Origin of the sequence: Nonomuraea sp. NPDC026600 (genome assembly GCF_040638335.1) — a bacterium.
Classification (GTDB): domain Bacteria; phylum Actinomycetota; class Actinomycetes; order Streptosporangiales; family Streptosporangiaceae; genus Nonomuraea.
On sequence record NZ_JBEZYD010000053.1, the window covers coordinates 1 to 17,522 of the forward strand.

At 71.3% G+C, this 17,522-nt stretch carries 25 protein-coding genes; 5 read left to right on the forward strand and 20 right to left on the reverse strand.

Features of this window, described 5'->3' with window-relative positions; all coding sequences use genetic code 11:
• Positions 1 to 208 precede the first annotated feature (208 nt).
• The 4 genes from AB0F17_RS59425 to AB0F17_RS59440 are packed head-to-tail and all read right to left on the reverse strand — an operon-like array spanning position 209 to position 2,374.
• Positions 209 to 1,213 (reverse strand): site-specific integrase, encoded by a 1,005-nt coding sequence (locus AB0F17_RS59425; RefSeq protein ID WP_358044134.1) that lies wholly within the window; start codon positions 1,211 to 1,213, stop codon positions 209 to 211.
• Positions 1,210 to 1,422 carry a hypothetical protein gene (locus AB0F17_RS59430; protein ID WP_358044137.1) on the reverse strand — a complete coding sequence of 71 codons (213 nt, stop codon included), beginning with the start codon at positions 1,420 to 1,422 and terminating at the stop codon, positions 1,210 to 1,212. Before AB0F17_RS59430 ends, AB0F17_RS59425 begins: the two co-directional genes overlap by 4 nt.
• Positions 1,422 to 1,700 carry a hypothetical protein gene (locus AB0F17_RS59435; RefSeq protein WP_358044140.1) on the reverse strand — a complete coding sequence of 93 codons (279 nt, stop codon included), beginning with the start codon at positions 1,698 to 1,700 and terminating at the stop codon, positions 1,422 to 1,424. Before AB0F17_RS59435 ends, AB0F17_RS59430 begins: the two co-directional genes overlap by 1 nt.
• Complete coding sequence (locus tag AB0F17_RS59440) at positions 1,697 to 2,374, reverse strand: hypothetical protein (RefSeq protein WP_358044143.1); 678 nt, start codon at positions 2,372 to 2,374, stop codon at positions 1,697 to 1,699. The genes AB0F17_RS59435 and AB0F17_RS59440 overlap by 4 nt, the downstream gene beginning before the upstream one ends.
• A 271-nt stretch (positions 2,375 to 2,645) precedes the next feature.
• Here AB0F17_RS59440 and AB0F17_RS59445 point away from each other — a divergent pair, with 271 nt between their 5' ends.
• Complete coding sequence (locus AB0F17_RS59445; RefSeq protein ID WP_358044146.1) at positions 2,646 to 3,071, forward strand: hypothetical protein; 426 nt, start codon at positions 2,646 to 2,648, stop codon at positions 3,069 to 3,071.
• Positions 3,072 to 3,351: 280 nt separating this feature from the next.
• Here AB0F17_RS59445 and AB0F17_RS59450 read toward each other — a convergent pair whose 3' ends face one another.
• From AB0F17_RS59450 to AB0F17_RS59470, 5 genes are all read right to left on the reverse strand, one after another.
• A complete protein-coding gene (locus AB0F17_RS59450) occupies positions 3,352 to 3,885 on the reverse strand; it encodes a hypothetical protein (protein ID WP_358044149.1) in 534 nt (177 codons plus the stop codon).
• Positions 3,875 to 4,111, reverse strand: coding sequence for a hypothetical protein (locus tag AB0F17_RS59455; RefSeq protein ID WP_358044151.1), 237 nt, complete (start codon positions 4,109 to 4,111; stop codon positions 3,875 to 3,877). The genes AB0F17_RS59450 and AB0F17_RS59455 overlap by 11 nt, the downstream gene beginning before the upstream one ends.
• Positions 4,112 to 4,187: 76 nt before the next feature.
• Positions 4,188 to 4,736 (reverse strand): hypothetical protein, encoded by a 549-nt coding sequence (locus AB0F17_RS59460; RefSeq protein WP_358044154.1) that lies wholly within the window; start codon positions 4,734 to 4,736, stop codon positions 4,188 to 4,190.
• Between the two features lie 114 nt (positions 4,737 to 4,850).
• The gene (locus tag AB0F17_RS59465; RefSeq protein WP_358044157.1) at positions 4,851 to 5,603 is read right to left on the reverse strand and encodes a hypothetical protein; all 753 of its coding nucleotides are present in this window, start codon (positions 5,601 to 5,603) and stop codon (positions 4,851 to 4,853) included.
• Positions 5,604 to 5,895: 292 nt separating this feature from the next.
• Positions 5,896 to 6,174: a hypothetical protein gene (locus AB0F17_RS59470; protein ID WP_358044159.1), complete on the reverse strand. Its 279-nt coding sequence runs from the start codon at positions 6,172 to 6,174 to the stop codon at positions 5,896 to 5,898.
• A 21-nt stretch (positions 6,175 to 6,195) separates the two neighbouring features.
• Here AB0F17_RS59470 and AB0F17_RS59475 point away from each other — a divergent pair, with 21 nt between their 5' ends.
• A complete protein-coding gene (locus AB0F17_RS59475; RefSeq protein WP_358044162.1) occupies positions 6,196 to 6,336 on the forward strand; it encodes a hypothetical protein in 141 nt (46 codons plus the stop codon).
• Entirely contained in the window at positions 6,336 to 6,611 is a 276-nt protein-coding gene (locus AB0F17_RS59480; protein ID WP_358044165.1) for a hypothetical protein, read from the forward strand. The genes AB0F17_RS59475 and AB0F17_RS59480 overlap by 1 nt, the downstream gene beginning before the upstream one ends.
• 83 nt (positions 6,612 to 6,694) lie before the next feature.
• On the opposite strand, the gene AB0F17_RS59485 is transcribed toward AB0F17_RS59480, so the two are convergent.
• From AB0F17_RS59485 to AB0F17_RS59505, 5 genes are all read right to left on the reverse strand, one after another.
• Positions 6,695 to 6,991: a hypothetical protein gene (locus AB0F17_RS59485; protein WP_358044168.1), complete on the reverse strand. Its 297-nt coding sequence runs from the start codon at positions 6,989 to 6,991 to the stop codon at positions 6,695 to 6,697.
• 67 nt (positions 6,992 to 7,058) lie between these two features.
• Positions 7,059 to 8,237, reverse strand: a complete 1,179-nt coding sequence (locus tag AB0F17_RS59490) for a hypothetical protein (RefSeq protein WP_358044171.1) — start codon at positions 8,235 to 8,237, stop codon at positions 7,059 to 7,061.
• 256 nt (positions 8,238 to 8,493) lie between these two features.
• A complete protein-coding gene (locus AB0F17_RS59495; RefSeq protein ID WP_358044174.1) occupies positions 8,494 to 8,655 on the reverse strand; it encodes a hypothetical protein in 162 nt (53 codons plus the stop codon).
• A 286-nt stretch (positions 8,656 to 8,941) separates the two neighbouring features.
• Positions 8,942 to 9,847, reverse strand: coding sequence for a hypothetical protein (locus AB0F17_RS59500; RefSeq protein ID WP_358044176.1), 906 nt, complete (start codon positions 9,845 to 9,847; stop codon positions 8,942 to 8,944).
• 134 nt (positions 9,848 to 9,981) lie between these two features.
• Positions 9,982 to 10,179 (reverse strand): hypothetical protein, encoded by a 198-nt coding sequence (locus AB0F17_RS59505; protein ID WP_358044179.1) that lies wholly within the window; start codon positions 10,177 to 10,179, stop codon positions 9,982 to 9,984.
• A gap of 67 nt (positions 10,180 to 10,246) precedes the next feature.
• Between AB0F17_RS59505 and AB0F17_RS59510 the strand changes: the two genes are divergently transcribed.
• Complete coding sequence (locus AB0F17_RS59510) at positions 10,247 to 10,630, forward strand: hypothetical protein (RefSeq protein WP_358044182.1); 384 nt, start codon at positions 10,247 to 10,249, stop codon at positions 10,628 to 10,630.
• Here the strand turns inward: AB0F17_RS59510 and AB0F17_RS59515 are convergent.
• Both AB0F17_RS59515 and AB0F17_RS59520 read right to left on the reverse strand, forming a co-directional pair.
• Positions 10,618 to 11,535, reverse strand: coding sequence for a hypothetical protein (locus AB0F17_RS59515; protein ID WP_358044185.1), 918 nt, complete (start codon positions 11,533 to 11,535; stop codon positions 10,618 to 10,620). The two genes, AB0F17_RS59510 and AB0F17_RS59515, sit on opposite strands and share 13 nt — an antisense overlap.
• 324 nt (positions 11,536 to 11,859) lie before the next feature.
• Positions 11,860 to 12,768 (reverse strand): FkbM family methyltransferase, encoded by a 909-nt coding sequence (locus AB0F17_RS59520; protein WP_358044188.1) that lies wholly within the window; start codon positions 12,766 to 12,768, stop codon positions 11,860 to 11,862.
• A 107-nt stretch (positions 12,769 to 12,875) separates the two neighbouring features.
• Between AB0F17_RS59520 and AB0F17_RS59525 the strand changes: the two genes are divergently transcribed.
• Complete coding sequence (locus AB0F17_RS59525) at positions 12,876 to 13,412, forward strand: ATP-binding protein (RefSeq protein ID WP_358044191.1); 537 nt, start codon at positions 12,876 to 12,878, stop codon at positions 13,410 to 13,412.
• 23 nt (positions 13,413 to 13,435) lie between these two features.
• Here AB0F17_RS59525 and AB0F17_RS59530 read toward each other — a convergent pair whose 3' ends face one another.
• From AB0F17_RS59530 to AB0F17_RS59545, 4 genes are read right to left on the reverse strand one after another with little or no spacing between them, the layout of a single operon-like run.
• Positions 13,436 to 14,296, reverse strand: a complete 861-nt coding sequence (locus AB0F17_RS59530) for a hypothetical protein (RefSeq protein WP_358044194.1) — start codon at positions 14,294 to 14,296, stop codon at positions 13,436 to 13,438.
• Complete coding sequence (locus tag AB0F17_RS59535; RefSeq protein WP_358044196.1) at positions 14,293 to 15,576, reverse strand: glycosyltransferase family 1 protein; 1,284 nt, start codon at positions 15,574 to 15,576, stop codon at positions 14,293 to 14,295. Before AB0F17_RS59535 ends, AB0F17_RS59530 begins: the two co-directional genes overlap by 4 nt.
• Positions 15,573 to 16,256, reverse strand: coding sequence for a hypothetical protein (locus AB0F17_RS59540; RefSeq protein WP_358044199.1), 684 nt, complete (start codon positions 16,254 to 16,256; stop codon positions 15,573 to 15,575). The genes AB0F17_RS59535 and AB0F17_RS59540 overlap by 4 nt, the downstream gene beginning before the upstream one ends.
• Positions 16,253 to 17,407 carry a glycosyltransferase family 1 protein gene (locus tag AB0F17_RS59545; RefSeq protein ID WP_358044202.1) on the reverse strand — a complete coding sequence of 385 codons (1,155 nt, stop codon included), beginning with the start codon at positions 17,405 to 17,407 and terminating at the stop codon, positions 16,253 to 16,255. Before AB0F17_RS59545 ends, AB0F17_RS59540 begins: the two co-directional genes overlap by 4 nt.
• Positions 17,408 to 17,522 lie beyond the last annotated feature (115 nt).

Genomic DNA, 17,522 nt, shown 5'->3' on the forward strand with positions numbered 1-17,522 from the left:
GATCGGCTCGTGGTGCTCGACGGTGGCCATGGGCATGATCGCCTCCAGTGATGGTGTACGGACTGTCATACGAAAATGTACGGGAGTTCGTACACCTTGGCCAGAGTTCTCAGGAGCCGGTCACGGGGTTGTCGCTCCAGCGGTCGGCGTCCTCGACGTGGCCGCGCCGCGGGGGAGGGCGTGACGGAGGCGTTTCCTCCGTCACCCGTTACGCCAGGTCCTCAGGTCTGGGGATGCGGAGCCGCGCCACGGCGGCCCGCCTGGTGGCGGCCGGGCGGCGATCGTAGCGGGCGGTCGTCGTCGGGTTCGCGTGGCCCACCAGGGCCTGGGCGGTGGCCAGGTCGGCGCCGGAGTCGAGCAGTTCGCCGATGAACGTGCGGCGGAAGTCGTGCGCGGTCAGCCGGGGCAGCCCGGCGGCGTCCCGCGCGGTGTTGACCGCGTCGGCGACGGCCTTGGTCGTCAGGTGCCGCCGCGCCACGTTGCCCCACCGGTCGATCGGCAGGAACAGCGGCCCGGTCCGCCAGGCCGTTCGGGCCAGCCACGCGCCCACGTAGACCGCGCTCTCCTCGGTGAGGTAGGCCTCGCGTTCCTTGTTGCCCTTGCCGACGATGCGCAGCGACCGCTCGCCGGGGTTGTAGTGCTCGCGCCTGGCGCCGGCCAGCTCGGCGCGGCGGGCGCCGGTCGAGGCGAGGACGGCGATGACGGCCGCGTTCCTGATGCCGATCAGCGTGCCGCCGGCCAGGCATGCCTTGAGCATCGCGGCCAGCTCGGCGGCGGCGACGTTGCGCCCGGCCGGGACGCGCGAGCCTTTGACGCCCTTGATGTCCTGGACGCGCTGGAGGTCGTCGGCGGTCATGAGTCCGAGCCGCCATGCGGTCTTGGTCACGCCCCGGACGGCGGACAGGTGCTTGTTGATGGTCGACGGCGCCCACGGCACCGGCTCCCCGTCCCGTGCGGTGGTGCGCTCGCTCATGAGCGCGCGCAGCCGGGCGACGTGGGCGAACCGCAGCGCTTCCCAGGGCACGGCGGCGGGGTCGTCAGCCCCGAGCATCCGTGCGACCTCGGCCAGGCAGCCGGCCATCGTGCGGCGCGACTCGGCGCTGTCGAGCCCGCCGACGTACACGAGGTAGGGGTTGCGGTCGGCCGGGCGCACGCCGGCGACGGCCGGGAGCGCGTGCCCCTGGCCGTCGCCGACACGGTCAAGCTCGGTCATGTCTTGCCCTTTACGCGGCAGGCCGGGCAGACGTCCCATTGCTGGTAGGCGTTCGGACGCTCGGAACCCCATCCGGCCTCGCGGGCTCGCCTGCGGAATGCTGAGGCCGTGGTGTCCGTCTCGCCGTCGTAGAAGGCGCCGCCGCACTCGCGGTCACAGGTCATCGTGCCGACATGGCCCGCGCCCTGCGCCTCGTAGGTGACAGCCATCACTGGCCCTCGCTGTAGTGCTGGGCGCTGTCCGCGCCCATGCGCTCCAGGGTCCCGGTGTAGTACTGCACCCAGTTGACGCCAGTGCCGGGAAGATCGTCACTGGTGATCTGCTTCAGCAGATCCTCGGCAACCACCCTGATAGTCGCCAGGCGGTCATACAGCTCCCTTTCGGAAGCACCGAGGGGGGACACCGGCGTAGCCACGGCCGCGAGCGCGGTCACGAACCTCTCGATGTCCTCGGTCGCGTACGTGCGCGACTCGGCGCTGTCGGTCATGATGCGTCGATCTCCTTCGCGTACTCGGTGAGCAGGCCCTCCAGCGGGGCCGCGTGGTGCCACTGCGGGCCGTCCGTCTTGGTCACCGTGGGCAGCGCGGCGACGTGCGCCCTGATCGCCGCCACCACGTCCACGACGGCGGCGAGGCTGGTCAGCGGCAGCGGGAGGCGGTTGTTGTCGATCCACCCGGCCGACCAGTGCCAGATCACCGTCACGCCCTCGGGCCAGGACTCGGCGGTGGGCGGGGTCTGCGGGGTGAACATCCAGTAGATGCCGGGGCCATCGTCGGAGTCCTCCCCGCTCCACTCGTGCTGATCCGCGATGATGCCCTCAGCGTCGAGCGCGTCGGTGATCTGCCGGGCGTACGCCCCCACGTACTCGTCGATGGTCCGCCGCTCCACGAAGATGCCGATGCGGCGGCCGGCGCGGAGCCAGTGCAGCGCGTCCACCGCCGCCAACTCCTGGTCCTTCTCCGTCAGCTCCTTCCACGTCGGCGAATAGTTCGCCTCGTGGGCGATCTGCTGGCGCGCGGCGGCGAGGCTTCGCGCGGCGGCGTACTCGGCGGCGGTGTCGAACGGGAACGTGACCGCGGGGCCGCCCGCCTCGCGGCCGGCGTCCGCCGGGACGTGGGTGTCGGCGGGGATGTCGTAGCGCTCGTGCGCGTACCTGGCCATGGCCCTCCTCAGGGGCTGGGGGATGCTCTGCGCTCCACTCTAACCTTGATCAGCTTCCGGGAATATCCATTCTCGTAAGTCAGGCGAGGAACGTCATCAGGAGCAATCCGCCGCGTACGTGTCCTGCGTGTACGTCAGTAAGCGGGCACTGATTAACGTACGGCGGACGGGGGCGATCGGACCTCTAGCCGAGTCCGCTTCCTTCACGAACAGGTCAGCGATGTCACGATGAGTAGCAAACTTGTCACTCGCCGTTCGTAGGGTGCCGACCATGAATTCTCCTCACGAGTGCGCGACCACGGTCGTGCTGAACGAAGACGAGTCCGAACGCCTCGCTCAGGTGCCCGATCCGGCGCACGAGCCCGTGGATGCCCTGCCGTGCGAACTGCAGGCCGGTCATCCTGGTCCGCACATGGCGATGGCCCAGGTGAGCGGCGCCGACACGGCCTGGTGGCTGCGCTGGTCGGCCACCGACCGCGCCCTGATCGCGGTGGACGAAGAGACCGGCTACTGCGAGGCGAGCGGCCCGGCGGTCGATTCCCAAAACCGTGACGAGTGCTGGCTCTGCCAGCTGCCCGCCGATCACTTCGGCGCCCACAGCTGGCAGATGCCGAACACCACCACCGGACGCATCCCGTCCGAGGCCAACCAGCAAAAGCTGATCGACCTGGCCAACGAACTGATGGAGCGTCAATAGCGGAACCGCACAAACGCTCGGCTCCGCCACAGCGCTGACCTGCGGCGGCGGCCAACACCGCGGCGGCCGCGAAGGCCTCGTCGGCGCCGAACTCGGCACCGGCATCATGCGGTTGACCTGCGGTATCGCTTATTGACACCGCTCTGGCCTTCTGCCATGACGCAGAGCATGCCGCCGGTTCGGCAGAAAAGAGGACACGGGACCACGGACGGCCCGTGGTCCCGTGGATGTTCACGGGATGTCCGCGCGGATGTTCACCGTGAACATCGGCACCCTCCTCCTACGCGCGTGCGCGTGTAGGAGGAGGGTCGGGGCGAGAGGTGGGGGATGTGCGCGGGCCTGGCGCGGGCTCGGCGCTGGGGGACAGGGTGCCCAGCGACAGCAACGGCCATTCGGCAGGCGGCTCGTACGGCGGCCGCGGCGTGGGGGTGGGGCCGAGCGGCCAGGTGTGCGTGCCGATCGCGCCGATGCTGTGGGTCCACGTCAGGCGGCCGTCGGCGGTGGTCTGGGGGTAGACGAACCCGGCCGGGGCGTCGGCACTGGCCGCCTCCCGGGCGGCGGCGGCGATGGTCGCGGCCAGCTCTGCCATGGCCTGCCAGCCCACCGCCGTGCCGCAGAACGCCAGCAGCACCGTTCTGCCGTTGCGCAGCGCGGCCGTCAGCGTGTCGTCACCGAACTCGTCGACCTTCTCAGCGTCGCGGCCGCGCTGCCGGCCATCGTCGACGGACAGCGTGACGATCTGGTCGGCCCGGATCAGGCCGACGTTCTGCGTGCAGATCCAGATGTGCTGCAATGCCGTTGCGTCAGCGGTCATGGCCATCCTCACCGTCGATGTGTGGCACCAGCCCGGCGCTGGCGGCCGCCGTGGCGAGCGACCGCTCGACCGCCGCCAGCCCGGCGGCCAGGCGCTCGCGCTCGCCCGCCTCCAGGGCGGCCTCGCCGAGCTGGTGGGCCAGCAACTCCAGGTGCGTGGCGAAGCGAGTGCAGGCGTCGACGGTGATGTCGACCGGATCGGGCGGGGGAGTGGGCGGGCTCGTCACGACCGTGACGGTACGCCGCGCAGGCCGGGGCCCGCGCGCGTACGCGCGGACGACTCCCGAAACTCCTGCCACGCGGTCAGTTCGGGCTGCCGCCGCGGCGTAGCCGGGCGGCCATCTCGAACAGCGCGTTGATCTCCTCGGCGGCGGTCTGGAGGTTGGCGGCGGCTTCGGCCAGCATCTTCTCCGCGGCCGCCTCATCGCCGCCGGTGGCGGCCTCGTGCCGGAAGTGCAGCAGTCCGGCCAGGCCGGCGGCCGCCTTGACCGAGGCGGCCAGGACCGCGTCGGAGACGACGGCGCGGGGGTCGGGTTCGAGCTGCAGGATCATCGCGACCAGGCTCATCGCGCGCGCCTGCAGCAGCATCAGCGGGCCGGCGCCCTCATGCGCGCTGGCGCCGACAAAGGCGGTGGCGTGCGCGGCGCGCACCTGCTCGGGATCGATCCCGGCTTCCAGCGCCTCGCTTTCGGCCTGCAACGCCTGCGCTTCGGCGGCGCCGAGCAGGGCGTGACACATCCGCAGCCGCACCAGCGCCTTGGCATCCTTGTCCAGATGATCGCCAGAGATGCCGAACTTCTTCAGCGTCGCCCGCAGGTCGCTGTTGTTCAGGACGGGAACCTCGCCATTCATGGGGCGAACCGTAGCGGGCCCGCCCACCCTCTGGTTGCGGGTTTGCCCGGGTTGAGACCTGGAGGCGTGCCCAGCGAAAGCCGGTGTGTCAGACCCTTGGGGGCGTGGCCAGCGCTATGGCGAGTGGGGAAGTGGCGGGGCCTCCGCCTGGTTCAGGTGGTACTTGCACCTGCCGCCTCCGGTGGCCACGGTGCACACCTTGCCCTTCTTGGTCAGGGCGCCGCACTGCACGGCCGGGTCGTGAACGTGACACAACCCGGAGGGGCGCGGGTCAATGGGGCAGGGCAGTCCCTTCTTGGTGGTCGCCGCGCAGCAGGCCGGCGGAACCGGTGCCACCGGTGAAAGGGTGGGCTGCGCATCCTGGGGCCCACCCGGAGATGGCGCCGGCTGCATGCTGGGCGCAGGCTGGTGGCCGACGGCGACGGTTCGTGAGTACAGCCGCGCTCTGGAGCCGTCCCTGCGGCAGGTGGTCTCGACAACGACCAGGGCCACCGGCGGCGGCACGATCCACGTGCCGGCCTCGCCCCAGCGCACCCAGACCGGCACCACACCGGCGTCGGCCTCGATCAGCAGTTTGCGGGCCGACCACTGCTTGTCGGTCCGGTCGATCTCGATGGCGATCGGCGGGCCGTCCAGCCGTTCGCACACCACGTCGAGGTACCCCGGCCGGTCTGGGTGATCACCGGGCAGTCCGGCGAGGCTGGGCACTTCCCGCCGCACCCGCCACCGGTGAGCCACTCCCCAGGCGACCACGGCGCGGGTGAGTTCGGAGGTGACCCGCGCCGCCGACCAGTCGACGAACGTCCAAGGAGCCAGCCAGCGCGTCAAAGACGCGCCCGCTCGCTGCGCCCGTAAGGCGATCTCCACGACGCTGGGTGTTCCCGGCTCGCCTCGCGCGAATGCCGAGCGGGCAGGCAGTTGTCACCTGCAGGGCGGGATCCGGGTCTCGGCGACGGCGGCCCGGGGATGGAGGGGCGGCTTGACGCGCGGGGGAGTAGCGGTAGGCGGTGTCAATAACGGCGCGTGCTCCGGCGTCGTAATCTGGGTGGGTCTGACCAGGGGTGATGCGCTACACCGCGGCGGCCGCGGAGGCCTCGACGGCGCCGAGTTCGGCGCCGTGGTGCTGGCGTTGAACTGGGGTGATGCTTATTGACACCCGTCACGGGGTTTCTGTGTGCGGGTACCAGGACGACTCGCCGTGGATGGAGCGGCTGGAGACGTCCGGCTCCCACCCGATCACCGTGCGGCCGGTCAACTCCTCGATGGCGGCGGCCGCGGCGGCCTGGGCGCCGCGCACGTTCCGGGCGGTGATCGTGCCGAGGAAGCCGAACCCGTACACCTCGATCACACCGCCGGGGCCCTGCAGGCTCCACTCGCCGTCCTCACGCCACAGGCACAGGACGACCTCGCCAACCTCGCGTTCACCACGGCCAGCCACCTTCGGGCGCTCGTCGCGCGCATGCGCGCCCTCGGCTGGCGCACCGACAAGTACACCGCCGACGACCTGGAGCACGTCACCGGGGCGATCGGCGGCATGGCTCTCGCGGCCGCCGGTGTGGAGAACGAGGGCACCCTCAGCATGATCACGGACGGGCCTTGATGAGTCCGATCGCCCGCGCCCGCCAGACCGCACCGCAGCACGTTCCGTCCCAGCCGACCGGGAAGCTCACCCTCTTCGAGGTCGTCCTCCTGCTCGAGGCATTCGGCGAGGGGCAGCCCGCAGAGTGGGGCACCGTGGGATGGACCAAGAGCCGGCCAGACGCCGACTTCATCGCCGAGAGCTTCCTCACGCGCGAGAGCAACATCTACTCGGCCGCGCAAATCTGGCACGGGGACCGCCTGGTTGCCGAGCATCACCGCGCTACCCGTCCGTAACCGGCAGCACCCTGGGGCACTCTCGGCGGGCCTGGCGGGCGGCCTCCTGCTCGCGGCGTTGTTTGGCCGCCCGGATCCGGCGTCTAGAGCGGCGTGCCGTTCTCGTCCAGGAAGGCGGCCAGCGCGGCGTCGTCAAGGGCGGAGGCGGTCGCGATGTCCCGGATGGCGGCGATAGCCGCTTCGGTGCCGTCGCAGAGTTCGGCGACGGCCTGGGCGCGATCGGCGGTGAAGTCGATCTGCTGCTTTTGCAGCAGCGCCAGCGCTCTGGAGGAGGCCATGCGGATGGCGGCCACGGCGTTGAAGACGTCCATGGACGCGTCGCTCGGTGATTCCTCGTGATCGCCCCGGTCCTGCCCGTCGCCCACCGGCTTCTTCGTCACCCTCGGCAGGGTAGAGATTCCAGGCGGGCGGTGCATGGCGAAACGTCAAGATCTCTTTCGCGCTCCCTCAGGAGGGCGGGGCGCCCAGCCGGGCGGACCAGGAAGAGGTGTCCAGCAGGGTCTGGCCGTGTTGCTGGCGGGTCCAGCCGAGCACCTGGCGGCCGGTCAGCCTGGTGACGGCGGCCGCAGCCGCGCGCTGGGCGGCAGTGACCCCGCGCGCGGTGATCGTGCCGTGCGGCCCGAAGCCGGGCACGCCGAGCGAGGCGTGCGGGCTGTGCAGGGACCACCAGCCGTCCTCACGCAGCAGCGTGACGCAAGTGTCGCCCCAGTCGTGGCCGAACGGCGGCGGGATGACCTCTCCCGCCCGGCCGCCCTTGCCCGGGGACGGGTGGCGGGCAAGGAGTTGATCGTAGGGAGCGACCGACGGCAGCGGCCGGATGTCAGCCGGCAACGCCTGCAACAGCTCGGCGAGCCGAGCCGCACCGGCGACGTCCTGGTCACTAGGGTCGACGGGGCCGACGGGGGTCTGGTCGACGTCGCCCCCGTGGCCGCCATCCGGAACGCCGGCAGGGACGTTCCGCGCGCGGCGGGCGCGTTGGCGGCAGGCCGCGTTGCAGAACCGGCGAGGCCGGCCGATGGCCGCGGTGGCCAGCTGGGCCTGGCACCCCGGTGCCGCGCACAGACCAGGCCGGGCGCTGATCTGATCGGCCAACGCCTGCAGCCGGAGCGCCTGCGGGACGGGGGCCAGGGCCAGCGACGGGGCCAGCAGGGTGCGCAGCTGGTCGGCGAGGTCGGCCACGTCTTCAGGGTCGGGCATCAGGCCGATCGCCCGGTGCATTCTGCGCTCGGGGCTGTCCCAGTTGGGCCAGGCCGCCGCGCTCAGCGTCTCGGCGAAGTAGGTGAGACGGTCCACGAGCGCCTCCAACTCCTGGACCGCCACCGGGTTGACGAGCCCCAGGCGCGCCTGCAGCAGCTCGGCTTCTGGGCCGCCGAGCTGCTGCAGGCGCTGGGACTCGATCAGCAGAGCGGCCTGGCGGGCCAGCGGAACCAGTTGACGCAACAACTCAGTGATCATGTCGAACTGTCGTGCCTGCCGGTCGGGTTCGGCGAGCGTCGGGTCGACGGCCAGCGCCTGGGCGACGACATCGACCGCGGCCAGCGCTCGCCGGCGGGCCGTCACCACCACCGGATCGCCCTGAGCGGGCAGCTGCCCGGCCTTGCTGCGCAGTCGGTCGACGACACCCACCAGACACCGCCTTTCCGTACGGGTTTCGTGACAGCATGGCGCATCCCGCCCCTACATGTCGGTGACGATGACCGGCCGCGCCCGACTGTCGTACGAACGCGCCGAGTACCGCTGCCCGCCCGCCTCGCACGCGCGCGTTTAGATGCCTCACAAAACTGGAAAGCCCTGCCGGCCAGTCGGTCGCGCGGGACGGCCCTCGCGCATGCGCATGAGGCCTCCCGAAACTCCCGCACGCAGCACCCCAAGAGCGCGGGGATCAGGCGCGTTCGATCCAGGCCAGCAGGGCGCGGCGTTCGAGCGCCGACTGCGCCCGGACCGCGTCCAGCGCCTGCAGGTCGACCAGGTCGTCCAGCGCGCGGGTCACGATGGCGGTGAGCTGGTCGGGGGCCAGGGCTTCGGCCTGGACGGTGGCGGGCATGTGGGCGCCGCGCCGGTCGGTGCGTTTCTGCGGCGCATTCGGTCGGCAGCTGGTGACGGCGGATCTGCGTGGGCGTCACGGCCAGCCGTGTAATGGTCGGCGGGTGGCCGTCGAGCTGGGCGACGAAGGCCGCGACGTCTTCGGCGGCCGCGTCCAGGATCGACAGCCCAGAGGGGTCGTAGTCGCCGATGCTTCTCTGGGGCCCGCGAGTGTGCTGCTGGAGTTTTCGCAGCTCAGGAGCGGTCGCGAACACTGTAGCGGATGCAACACGTGTGGTGCACGGGGTCTATTGGTCCTCGTCCTCTTCGGTGGTTGGCTCGTCTGCGGCGCGGCGGAAGATCTTCTTCACCGTCCCCTGCAAGGACCGCAGCAGCTCCCGCTCGGCCTCTTCCGTGCGGGCCTCGATGTTCCACTGCCGAACGTCGTCGACTAGGCCTTCGATCGTTTCGTCGAGCCGCTGCCGCAGCAGCCCGGGGCGGAGCGCCTCGACTTCGACGGCGGTGTGCGGATCGATGCCTTCGCGCAGGCACTCCTCGCGGTAGCGGGCGAAGTTGACGTCGCGGACGTTGACGTCGTGGGTGGTGAGCTGGCCGGAGCGGACGTCGTCGGCGGTGATGGCGATCTGCCGGAAATCCAGGTCGAGTTCGCCATTGCCGTAGCGCTCCATGCGCTCGACCACCGAGCGAGGGACACATCTGCCGGTAGGGTCCCAGTCACCGCAGAAGATCACCGTCACTCCTTTGCCCTGGTGGGCGTACTGCTGCACTGCCTCGTAGACGAAGGTCTTGGAGGACTGGCCGCGGCAGGAATACAGGCCCACGCCCCAGGCCGAGGTGACCGGCAGGAGCACGCCACCGACCGAGTCGCTCTCGCACCAGACCTCGACGCGGCGGGACTGCGAGGCCCACAGGTTGCGCCGGTAGGTCTCCGTGTTGCGCTGCATGGCGTCGTCGAGGGAGTCGTACTGGGTCTCTTGCCGGATCATGCGGGTTCCGTCGGTGATCCACTCCCAGGGCAGCCGTCCGGTCTCCCGCAGGTGGCCGACTTCGCGGACGACGACCGAGTAGTTCCGGCGGGAGTGGCCGGTGTCCTTGGCCCACAGAAGCCCGATGCCGAGGTAGTAGACGTGGCGGACGCTGCATGGCTGTGCTGCCTCCGCCAGCTCGCAGATCGCCGCTCGCAGGGCCTCCACCTGCGTCTTTGTGCGGCGAGGCCGTTTTACGGAGCTAGCGTCATAACTCGCCATACCTCCAGTGAACCCCCGAGGCGGTGCCACCGTCCCCGCCTCGGGAGCCCGCGTGTTTCAGCTGATCACGGGCTTCTTGATCAATCGGCGTGGCGATTGAGCTGGGCCATCAGCTCGCGGTTCGCGGCGCGGGCGGCGGCAAGGTCGTCGTCACGCTCCTGGAGTTTCAGCTCCAAGTCGATCACCTGCTGTTCGAGAGTCGTGATCCGGGCCTTGAGCTGCTCGGTGTCCTCGGGGCCGCCGATGCCGGACTCACGCCACGGTGATAGTCCAGTCACCGGACCCTGATCCCCAGGTCAGGCCCACCGTGGTGCGCAGCGTCAGCGGGTGCGGGAGACTGCCGCCATGACGGAAGATGCCGCCGAGATGAGCGCGGCCTTTGCCGTCTTCGGCCGGGTCGAGCGGATGCTCACGCGCGAGGGCTGGCGCCCGAGCGAGGTGGAACGCGCGCTGGCCGTTCGCCTGCACGACGCCGTCGGTGTGGCCGTGCGACTGGAATGGGATCAGCGCCAGCGTGGCGAGACCGACTATGGCGCGATCCCGATCGCCGAGCCGTTACGCGACGTCGTACGGCAGGAGGCGGCCGGCCCGTTGCCCGACATGACCGAGGCGTTGGCCGAGTGGGCGGACGCGCGGGCGACCGTGGCCCCTATCACCGAGCGGCGCCGCGTTCTGATGGTGTACAGCCAGATCCTGGCCGCGATGATCCGCGAGGACTACACCTCCTGATGGCCTGATGAGGGCTGCTGGCGGCGCAGCTGCAGGGCCAGGCTGCCCGCCAGGTTCCAGGCCAGGATCATCCGCTCCGCCTCGCTCAGGCGGGCCAGGTCCTCCATCGGGCCGAGATCGCCGGCCTGGATCCCGGTGATCGCCCGCGTGGCCGCCGCCATGACGGAGGCGGTGCTGCGGGTCTGCTCATCAACGCCGGCGTCCAGTGCCAGCGCGGGGTCGATCATGCTGTGCGGGGTGCCGGTGGCGTCCAACTGCAGCAGGACTTCACCGGGCTTGGTCATCAGCGTGGCGGCCAGGAACAGCCACAGCGAGACCACCTCGGTGACGGTGGTGCGCGAGGTGGCCAGTAAGGCGGTCAGGGCCTCGTGCGCCTGGGGCAGGCGGCCGTGCATCGCCGTGGCGACGATGACGGAGCAGCGCCCGGCCAGCCATTCCTCGCCGGGCTCGCACGCCTCCTGGTGGATCGATCGCACCTGCTGCAGCACCGGCAGGCCGCCGGTCGTGGAGGTGAGGGCGTGGACCTCGATGAGCATCGCCCAGGTCAGCTGCCAGATCTGCTCGTCGTCCAGGTCGGCCAGGGCCCACTTCAGCGGGGCGGCGATCGCGGGCAGGCTGTCGCGGCCCTCGCGCTCAGCGGTGATGGCCGCCTCCACCAGGGCGATGGCGTGCGGGAACCACGGCTGGTTCGCTGCGGCGTGGCCGGCGAAGACGTGGTCGGCGCTGGGGCCGAACATGGCCAGCACCTTCGCCCATGTCATCAGCATGACGCTGAGCTCGCCGGCCTGGCCCAGGTGGGTCAGCATGGCGCGGGCGCCGTACGGCCCCTCGATGTCATGCCGCTCCAGCGCGGCCACCAGCTCCACCGTGCGCTGCCGCGCCGAGTCGAGCCCATCGTCGGTCATATCGGCGAACCTATCGTCGAAGGCGTGGCTCACCGTCGGAACCCGAAGAAGGATAAGTCCGCCCGACGTCGTCGCCCACCCATCACCCCTCCGCTGGCAACCAGGCGCGGATCAACGTGGAGACAGTCTCCCAGCTGATGCTCGCCGCCCCACCGGACGCGCTGCCGCTGGTCGGCGTCGCGGGAGTATGGCTGTGGAACCTCAGGTCTGCCACGTGCACCGGCAGCGGTGAACGCGCGATCGGCGCCGCTGGCCACGTTGAGTTTCGAGGAGTCACCGCGGTCCAGCCGCTGTTCCTGTGCGCTCAACCCTGGATACGGCACCTCAGGTCAGTGTGTCGGCGTCGATGCGGGAGAAGACCAGGTCGCTCATCTCGGTGATCGGCTGGTGCCAGCGTGTGGGCAGGGCCGGTCTGCGCAGGGCGGCGGAGTAGCTGGATGCGGTGTAGTCGTTGGCCAGGCGGTAAGGGTGGAAGCCGTGTGCGCGCAGGGGTTGAAGGATGTCGTCGATGCTGTGTCCGAGCTTGGCCAGCCGTCGGGGAGTGACCTCGATGATGAATTCGGCGTCGGGCCGGAGCCGGTCGAGGAGTGGGGTCAGTCCGCGTACGGCTGCGCCTTCGGCTCCCTCCACATCGATTTTGATCAGGCGGGCCTGGGTGAGTTCGGTGTCGGTGAGGATCTGCGGCAGTGTCTGAGCCTGGATCGCGAACGATGATTGCGCGGTGCGGGGCCGGATGATGGTGGTGGCCCCGAGGTTGGTCGCGTGCTCAAGGTAGAAGGTCAGGCACGTGGCGGTGTCGTAGACGGCGGTGTTGAGGCTGCGGACGTTGCCGCACCTGTTGGCTCGCAGGTTCTGGGTCAGCGCCTGGTGGAACTGCGGGCAGGCCTCGATGGCGACGACGTGCCCGGAGGGGCCGACCAGGCGGGAGGCGAGCACGGTGAAGTAGCCGATGTTCGCGCCGACGTCGATGAAGGTGTCGCCGGGGTGCAGCCGGCGGCGTAGCCATGCGGTGAGGTGGGGTTCCCAGATGCCGAACAGGTACAGGTAGCGCTGGATGAGGTCGCTGGTGGTGACGGGGAAGACGGCGCCGAACCGGGTCCGGGCAGTGGTGGTGACGGGGCGCTGCTCAAGGCGCTGATTCAGCGTCCGCTCGACCAGTGCCGCTTTGCCCAGGCGGCCGGGGGCGTGCCGGATGTAGGCGCGCAGAGCGCTGAGCGCTGGAGTTGAGATCACGGCGGGGCTCCGTTCGGGTGGGGATGCGTTCCGTGCGGCACCGGGCTGGGGATCGTGGCAAGCTGGGGCGCAAGGGACAGCAGCGTCGGGCCAGGGGATTCGACGGGATGGCAGGTGGCACGAAGATGCGCGGGCCAGGGGTCGGCGGCGGTGACACCGGGCCGGTGGTGTACTTGCTGGTCGGGCTGACCGGTTCGGGCAAGACCACCTACGCCCGGCAGGTTCTGGAGCCGGCCGGGGCGCTGCGGCTGTCGGTGGACGAGCTCGTCTACCAGCGTCACGGCCGCTATGGCGTGGACTACCCCGAGCCGGAATACTTCGCCCGGGAGGCGCCGGTGCTCGCTGAGGTCCGTGAGCGCCTGGCCCAGCTGGTGAAAGCCGGGCAGGACGTCGTCGTCGACCATGGGCTGTGGCTGCGGCGCGACCGCCAGGAGTGGAAGAAGCTCGTCGAGCAGGCGGGGGGCCGGTGGCGGCTTTTGTACTTCGACCTGCCCCGCCACGAGCTGCTGCGGCGGCTGGCCGAACGCAATCTGCGCGATGACGCCGACGCCCTGACGGTGACGCCCGAGGCGCTGAATGACTTCTACGCCCGGTTCGAGCCCCCCGGCGAGGACGAGGGCGCCGAAGCTCCGCCCGGATGGTGAGCACGGGCGCACGCGTCTGCGGCTCAGCACGGGCCTGACCCGGGCGGGCGCCACCGATCCAGCAGGTCGGCGCAGGCGTTCGGCCACCACGGCGGCGTCGAGGCGAGGTCGACCGGGCGGAAGGCGACCGGCCCGGCGGTGTGGATGCGCTCGCCGTGGGCCGCAAGGTGTTCCAGGAGGCGGGCGGCTTCGGTGCGGATCGCCGGGCTGATCTCGTGCCAGGTCCCGGCGGTGTGCTGGGTGATGCGCCGCTGCAGGTCTTGCTCGATGCCGCGGCGCCATTTGAAGTGGTGGACCGGGACAGGCGGGGTGTTGGCCGGTCTGCGGCCGGGGCTGCGGTGCGATCCGAGCGCGAGTCCGACGCGCGAGTCTGCCAGGACGATCTTGCGCGGGTCGCCGCCCAGCAGCAGGCCGGTGAGGAACCCGCCGAGCGGAAAGGTGGCGTCCAGGCCGACCGTTGGGTCCCACGCGGCCAGCGACCCGTTCGCGGTGACGCGGTCGAGCAGCACGCCGCCGATGGTGAGGCTGCCCGCGTCCTGGGCGGCGGCGATCATGTCGGGGATCGGGGCCGGGTAGGCGTGGAACTCATCGGAGTCGGCGATCAGATGCCAGCCGGGGCCGGCGGCGGTGCGCAGCTGGTCGCGGAGCCGGGCGTGCAAGTGCTCATGCCAGGGGCCCTCGCTGAGGATCGGCGGCGGGCCGTCCAGCGCGGCGGCTGCGGCCAGCAGTGGGGTTTTGACCGGCTGCGGCACGTGCTCGGGGAAGTGGAAGGCCAGGTGGAAGGTGGTGACGCCCAGGCGTTGGTAGTGGACGGTGAAGGCGGCCAGCAGCGCGGGTTCGACCGGGCCGATCACGGCGACGAGCGGGGGCATGGCAGCGGTCATCGGATCCTCGCGGTGATGTCGTCGGCGACGGCAATGGCGGTGGCGGTGAGGTGGGCCAGGGCTGCGGCGGGGCTCATCAATCCGAGCTCGGCCGCCGCCCCGGGGTGTGGCCGGGCAGGGAGGGGGCCGTCGAGCGCGGCGGCCAGCTCGGCCGCGTCGCCGACCCGCAGGACCCGCGCCCATGGCCGGCCGCGCAGGCGGGCGGCCAGGTCCGCGTCGGGGGTGGAGACCAGGAGGGCGACGCCGTGGTTGGCGGCATCGGCGACCAGGCCGCTTTCCTTGCCGGCGGTGGGGGTGCGGGCGACGATCGCGGCGTCGGCGGCCGCGTAGACCTCCCGCAGGTGCGCCGCCGGCAGTTCCCGGTGCCGGGTGTGCAGCACGACGTGGGGCAGAGCGTCGATGCGCTGCAACACGTGGGCGTCCATGGGTGATCCGGCGGCGAGCAGGTGCAGCGGCCGTGTCGCAAGGGCCAGGGCGCGTTCGACGGTGGCGATGTCCTTGTGCGCCCACCAGCCGCCGACCAGGCACAGCACCCGCTCGCCGTCCCGGACCCCGAGCCGCGCCCGGGCGGCGACGCGTTCGGCGTCGGGGATGTAGGCATCGGGGTCGGCCAGCGCGAAGCCGGCGATACGGGTGTCCAGGTACGGGAACCGCGCCTTGACCTCGGCCTGCACGGACCGGGTCGGGCACAGCGCCACCACGGCGGCGCTGCGACGGCGAACGGCGGCACCCAGCAGACGCAGCAGGCCGTCCTCGGTCGTGTCGACCTCGTGGACGAACCGCAGGTGGCCGACCCCCGACAGGACGGCGACCAGGGCGTGCAGCCCTTCGGCCGCGGTCAGCACCACCGCCAACGGCCGGGCGCCCGCGCATGCGCCGGCTCCGGCGCGCAATGCCGCAGCCTCGGTGAGGCACCGCGATCCCAGCATGAGCTGGTGCGGAAAGCGGCGGACCGGCCGCGGCCATCGCCGTGATGCCGTCAGGCGCACCGCGACATGCGAGAGCGCCGACAGCAGCAGCCCGGCACGCAGCAGCACCGCGCCGACTGGGTCGCCCCCGGCGCCGGTGACCACCACGGCACCGCAGGTGTGCAGCGCCTTCGCGGTATCGGCAGTGATGCCGTCGGGCGCGGCCACCACCACGTCGCGTCCCTCGGCTCGCGCCTGCCGGGCCAAGGCGATCAGCGCCGCGTGGTGGTGGCCGGCGACGCGGTGGGCGTTGCGTTCCACCAGCAGCACCGGCACCGCCGCGGTCACTGCGACGGTCACAGCGACGGTCACAGCGACACCGCCTCGAACCGGTGGCGTAGCCAGAGCGGATCGAGGAGTCCGGCGAAATGCGCGGGATCGCTGCCGGCCTGCGCCGCGAACGCGATGCCGTCGGCCGCGCCGCGCCGGGCCCAGATCGCGAACGCGCCGCTTCCGCCGCCGCTGGTCCACCCCGTCAGCCGCGTCCTGGTTCCCTGCGGGGAGGAACCGTACTCGCAGCCGCGCGCCAGCATGGCGCACTCCCGAAACCCGGCCTTCCACGCATGGAACGGGCTCTGATCGAAGCGGGTGACCCCGGCGACGACGGGGCTGAACTCCGCCCGGCCAGGCAGGGCCGCCAGCACGTCCACGGCCTCCCCCATCTCCCGCAGAGCTGTGGCGCGGATCAGCTTCAGGCCGCCGTAGCCGTAGGTCAGGCCGTTGACCGGGTTGACCGCTTGCCAGACGCGCATCGCCACCCCGGCACCCAGCGGAGCCGCAGCCTCAGCGTCGAACCGCTCATCGATCTCGAAGTCGCCATCCAGCAGGAAGAACTGCTCAGTGTCGACGAGGTGGGCGCACAACCGGTAGGCGCGGCGCATTCCCCGCACTCCGTGCAGGCGCTTGACCGGCCGGCCCAGCACCCGTTCGGCGCGCTCGTGCAGCGCGGCGGCCAGCGGCTCGTCGAAGGACAGCAGCACCGCGTCCCTCATACCAGGGCCTGCAGATAGCGGGCGGCGATCAGGGCGGGGGCCAGCACCTCGGTGCAGGCGCGGGCGTACTCGCTGTGGCGGGTGTAGAAGACCGGGTCCGCAACGAGCCGGTTCGTGATCTTCACGGCTTCGGCCGGGCTGTCGAAGATCAGTTCCGGATGGATGTGCTCGGCCATCCAGCCCAGACGCGGGGAGATTACCGGCAGGCCCATGGCCTGGCAGTCGATCACCGACATCGACCAGGGGCACGCGGCGCGGTAGGGGGCGATGCCCAGATGCGCGCCGGCCAGTACCTGGCGGTAGACGTTCCGGTCGCCGCCGTCGGAGACGACCTGGACGCCGGGCAGTGCCGCCAGCGCGTCGCGGAACCGCTCGGGGCTGGGGTCCAGGGCCATGCGGGCCGGGCCGCGGTTGCCGAACAGGTCCATCACCGTCACCTGCAGCGCCGGCGAGGCGAGCTCGGCGGCCAGGCGCAGGAAGTCCTCGGTGCCGTAGTGCGCGTACAAGCGGTGGTTGTAGACCGCTACCGCCGCCTCACCCGCGGGCGGGGTGGCGCGTTCGCTGACCAGGGCCGGATCCCGTGGCGGCGGCACCACGTGCAGCCGGTCACCCAGATCCATCCCGGCGCGGCAGGCGGCGGACGACAGCAGCGCGGCGGCGGTCGGCGAGTGCACCAGGATGCGATCCAGCGCGGCCACGCCCGCCAGGAACGTCATCAGCACCGGCCGGCCCAGGCCCGCGTCATCCATCAGCGGATCCACCAGCAGCCGGCCCTCATCGAAGGAGAACGGCAGGTAGTGGCAGTAGCCGGCCAGGACCGCGTCGCAGCGGGCCTCCAGCATCGCCGAGCGCACCAGGGGCGCCGCCTCGATCTGGTTGGCCACCACCACCTCCGGCGAGCTCCGCCGTACCAGGCCGGCCAGGGCCGCGGTGTCTCCGTCGAACCGGGCCCGGTACTTGGTCGCCGGGACCGGCATCGGCCAGAACCCCACCCGTGCGTCGCGCACCGGTGCCGGGGACGCCAGCGTCACGTCGGCGCCCGCGTCGGTCAGGGCGGGGAGCAGGATGTCGGCCACCACCCAGCCGGAGTCGGCCGACAACCGGTCGGGGTTGGAGATGTTCAGCAGGTACAGCACCTTCGGTCCCACCACGAGCGTCCTTTCGCCCAGGCCGCGCCGACCGCGCGGCACCGACTAAGAGCCGGGCGGAGGAGACCTTCCGGGCGCCCAGCAGCTTGGCCATGCAACGAGAATCGGCGGTGAGGCG

Bases quoted from the DNA above. Each gene is read 5' to 3' on its own strand.
- AB0F17_RS59425 (WP_358044134.1), bottom strand. From the start codon at position 1,213: ATGACCGAGCTTGACCGTGTCGGCGACGGCCAGGGGCACGCGCTCCCG.
- AB0F17_RS59430 (WP_358044137.1), bottom strand. From the start codon at position 1,422: ATGGCTGTCACCTACGAGGCGCAGGGCGCGGGCCATGTCGGCACGATG.
- AB0F17_RS59435 (WP_358044140.1), bottom strand. From the start codon at position 1,700: ATGACCGACAGCGCCGAGTCGCGCACGTACGCGACCGAGGACATCGAG.
- AB0F17_RS59440 (WP_358044143.1), bottom strand. From the start codon at position 2,374: ATGGCCAGGTACGCGCACGAGCGCTACGACATCCCCGCCGACACCCAC.
- AB0F17_RS59445 (WP_358044146.1), top strand. From the start codon at position 2,646: ATGAATTCTCCTCACGAGTGCGCGACCACGGTCGTGCTGAACGAAGAC.
- AB0F17_RS59450 (WP_358044149.1), bottom strand. From the start codon at position 3,885: ATGACCGCTGACGCAACGGCATTGCAGCACATCTGGATCTGCACGCAG.
- AB0F17_RS59460 (WP_358044154.1), bottom strand. From the start codon at position 4,736: ATGAATGGCGAGGTTCCCGTCCTGAACAACAGCGACCTGCGGGCGACG.
- AB0F17_RS59475 (WP_358044162.1), top strand. From the start codon at position 6,196: ATGCGCGCCCTCGGCTGGCGCACCGACAAGTACACCGCCGACGACCTG.
- AB0F17_RS59480 (WP_358044165.1), top strand. From the start codon at position 6,336: ATGAGTCCGATCGCCCGCGCCCGCCAGACCGCACCGCAGCACGTTCCG.
- AB0F17_RS59495 (WP_358044174.1), bottom strand. From the start codon at position 8,655: ATGCCCGCCACCGTCCAGGCCGAAGCCCTGGCCCCCGACCAGCTCACC.
- AB0F17_RS59510 (WP_358044182.1), top strand. From the start codon at position 10,247: ATGACGGAAGATGCCGCCGAGATGAGCGCGGCCTTTGCCGTCTTCGGC.
- AB0F17_RS59515 (WP_358044185.1), bottom strand. From the start codon at position 11,535: ATGACCGACGATGGGCTCGACTCGGCGCGGCAGCGCACGGTGGAGCTG.
- AB0F17_RS59525 (WP_358044191.1), top strand. From the start codon at position 12,876: ATGGCAGGTGGCACGAAGATGCGCGGGCCAGGGGTCGGCGGCGGTGAC.
- AB0F17_RS59530 (WP_358044194.1), bottom strand. From the start codon at position 14,296: ATGACCGCTGCCATGCCCCCGCTCGTCGCCGTGATCGGCCCGGTCGAA.
- AB0F17_RS59540 (WP_358044199.1), bottom strand. From the start codon at position 16,256: ATGAGGGACGCGGTGCTGCTGTCCTTCGACGAGCCGCTGGCCGCCGCG.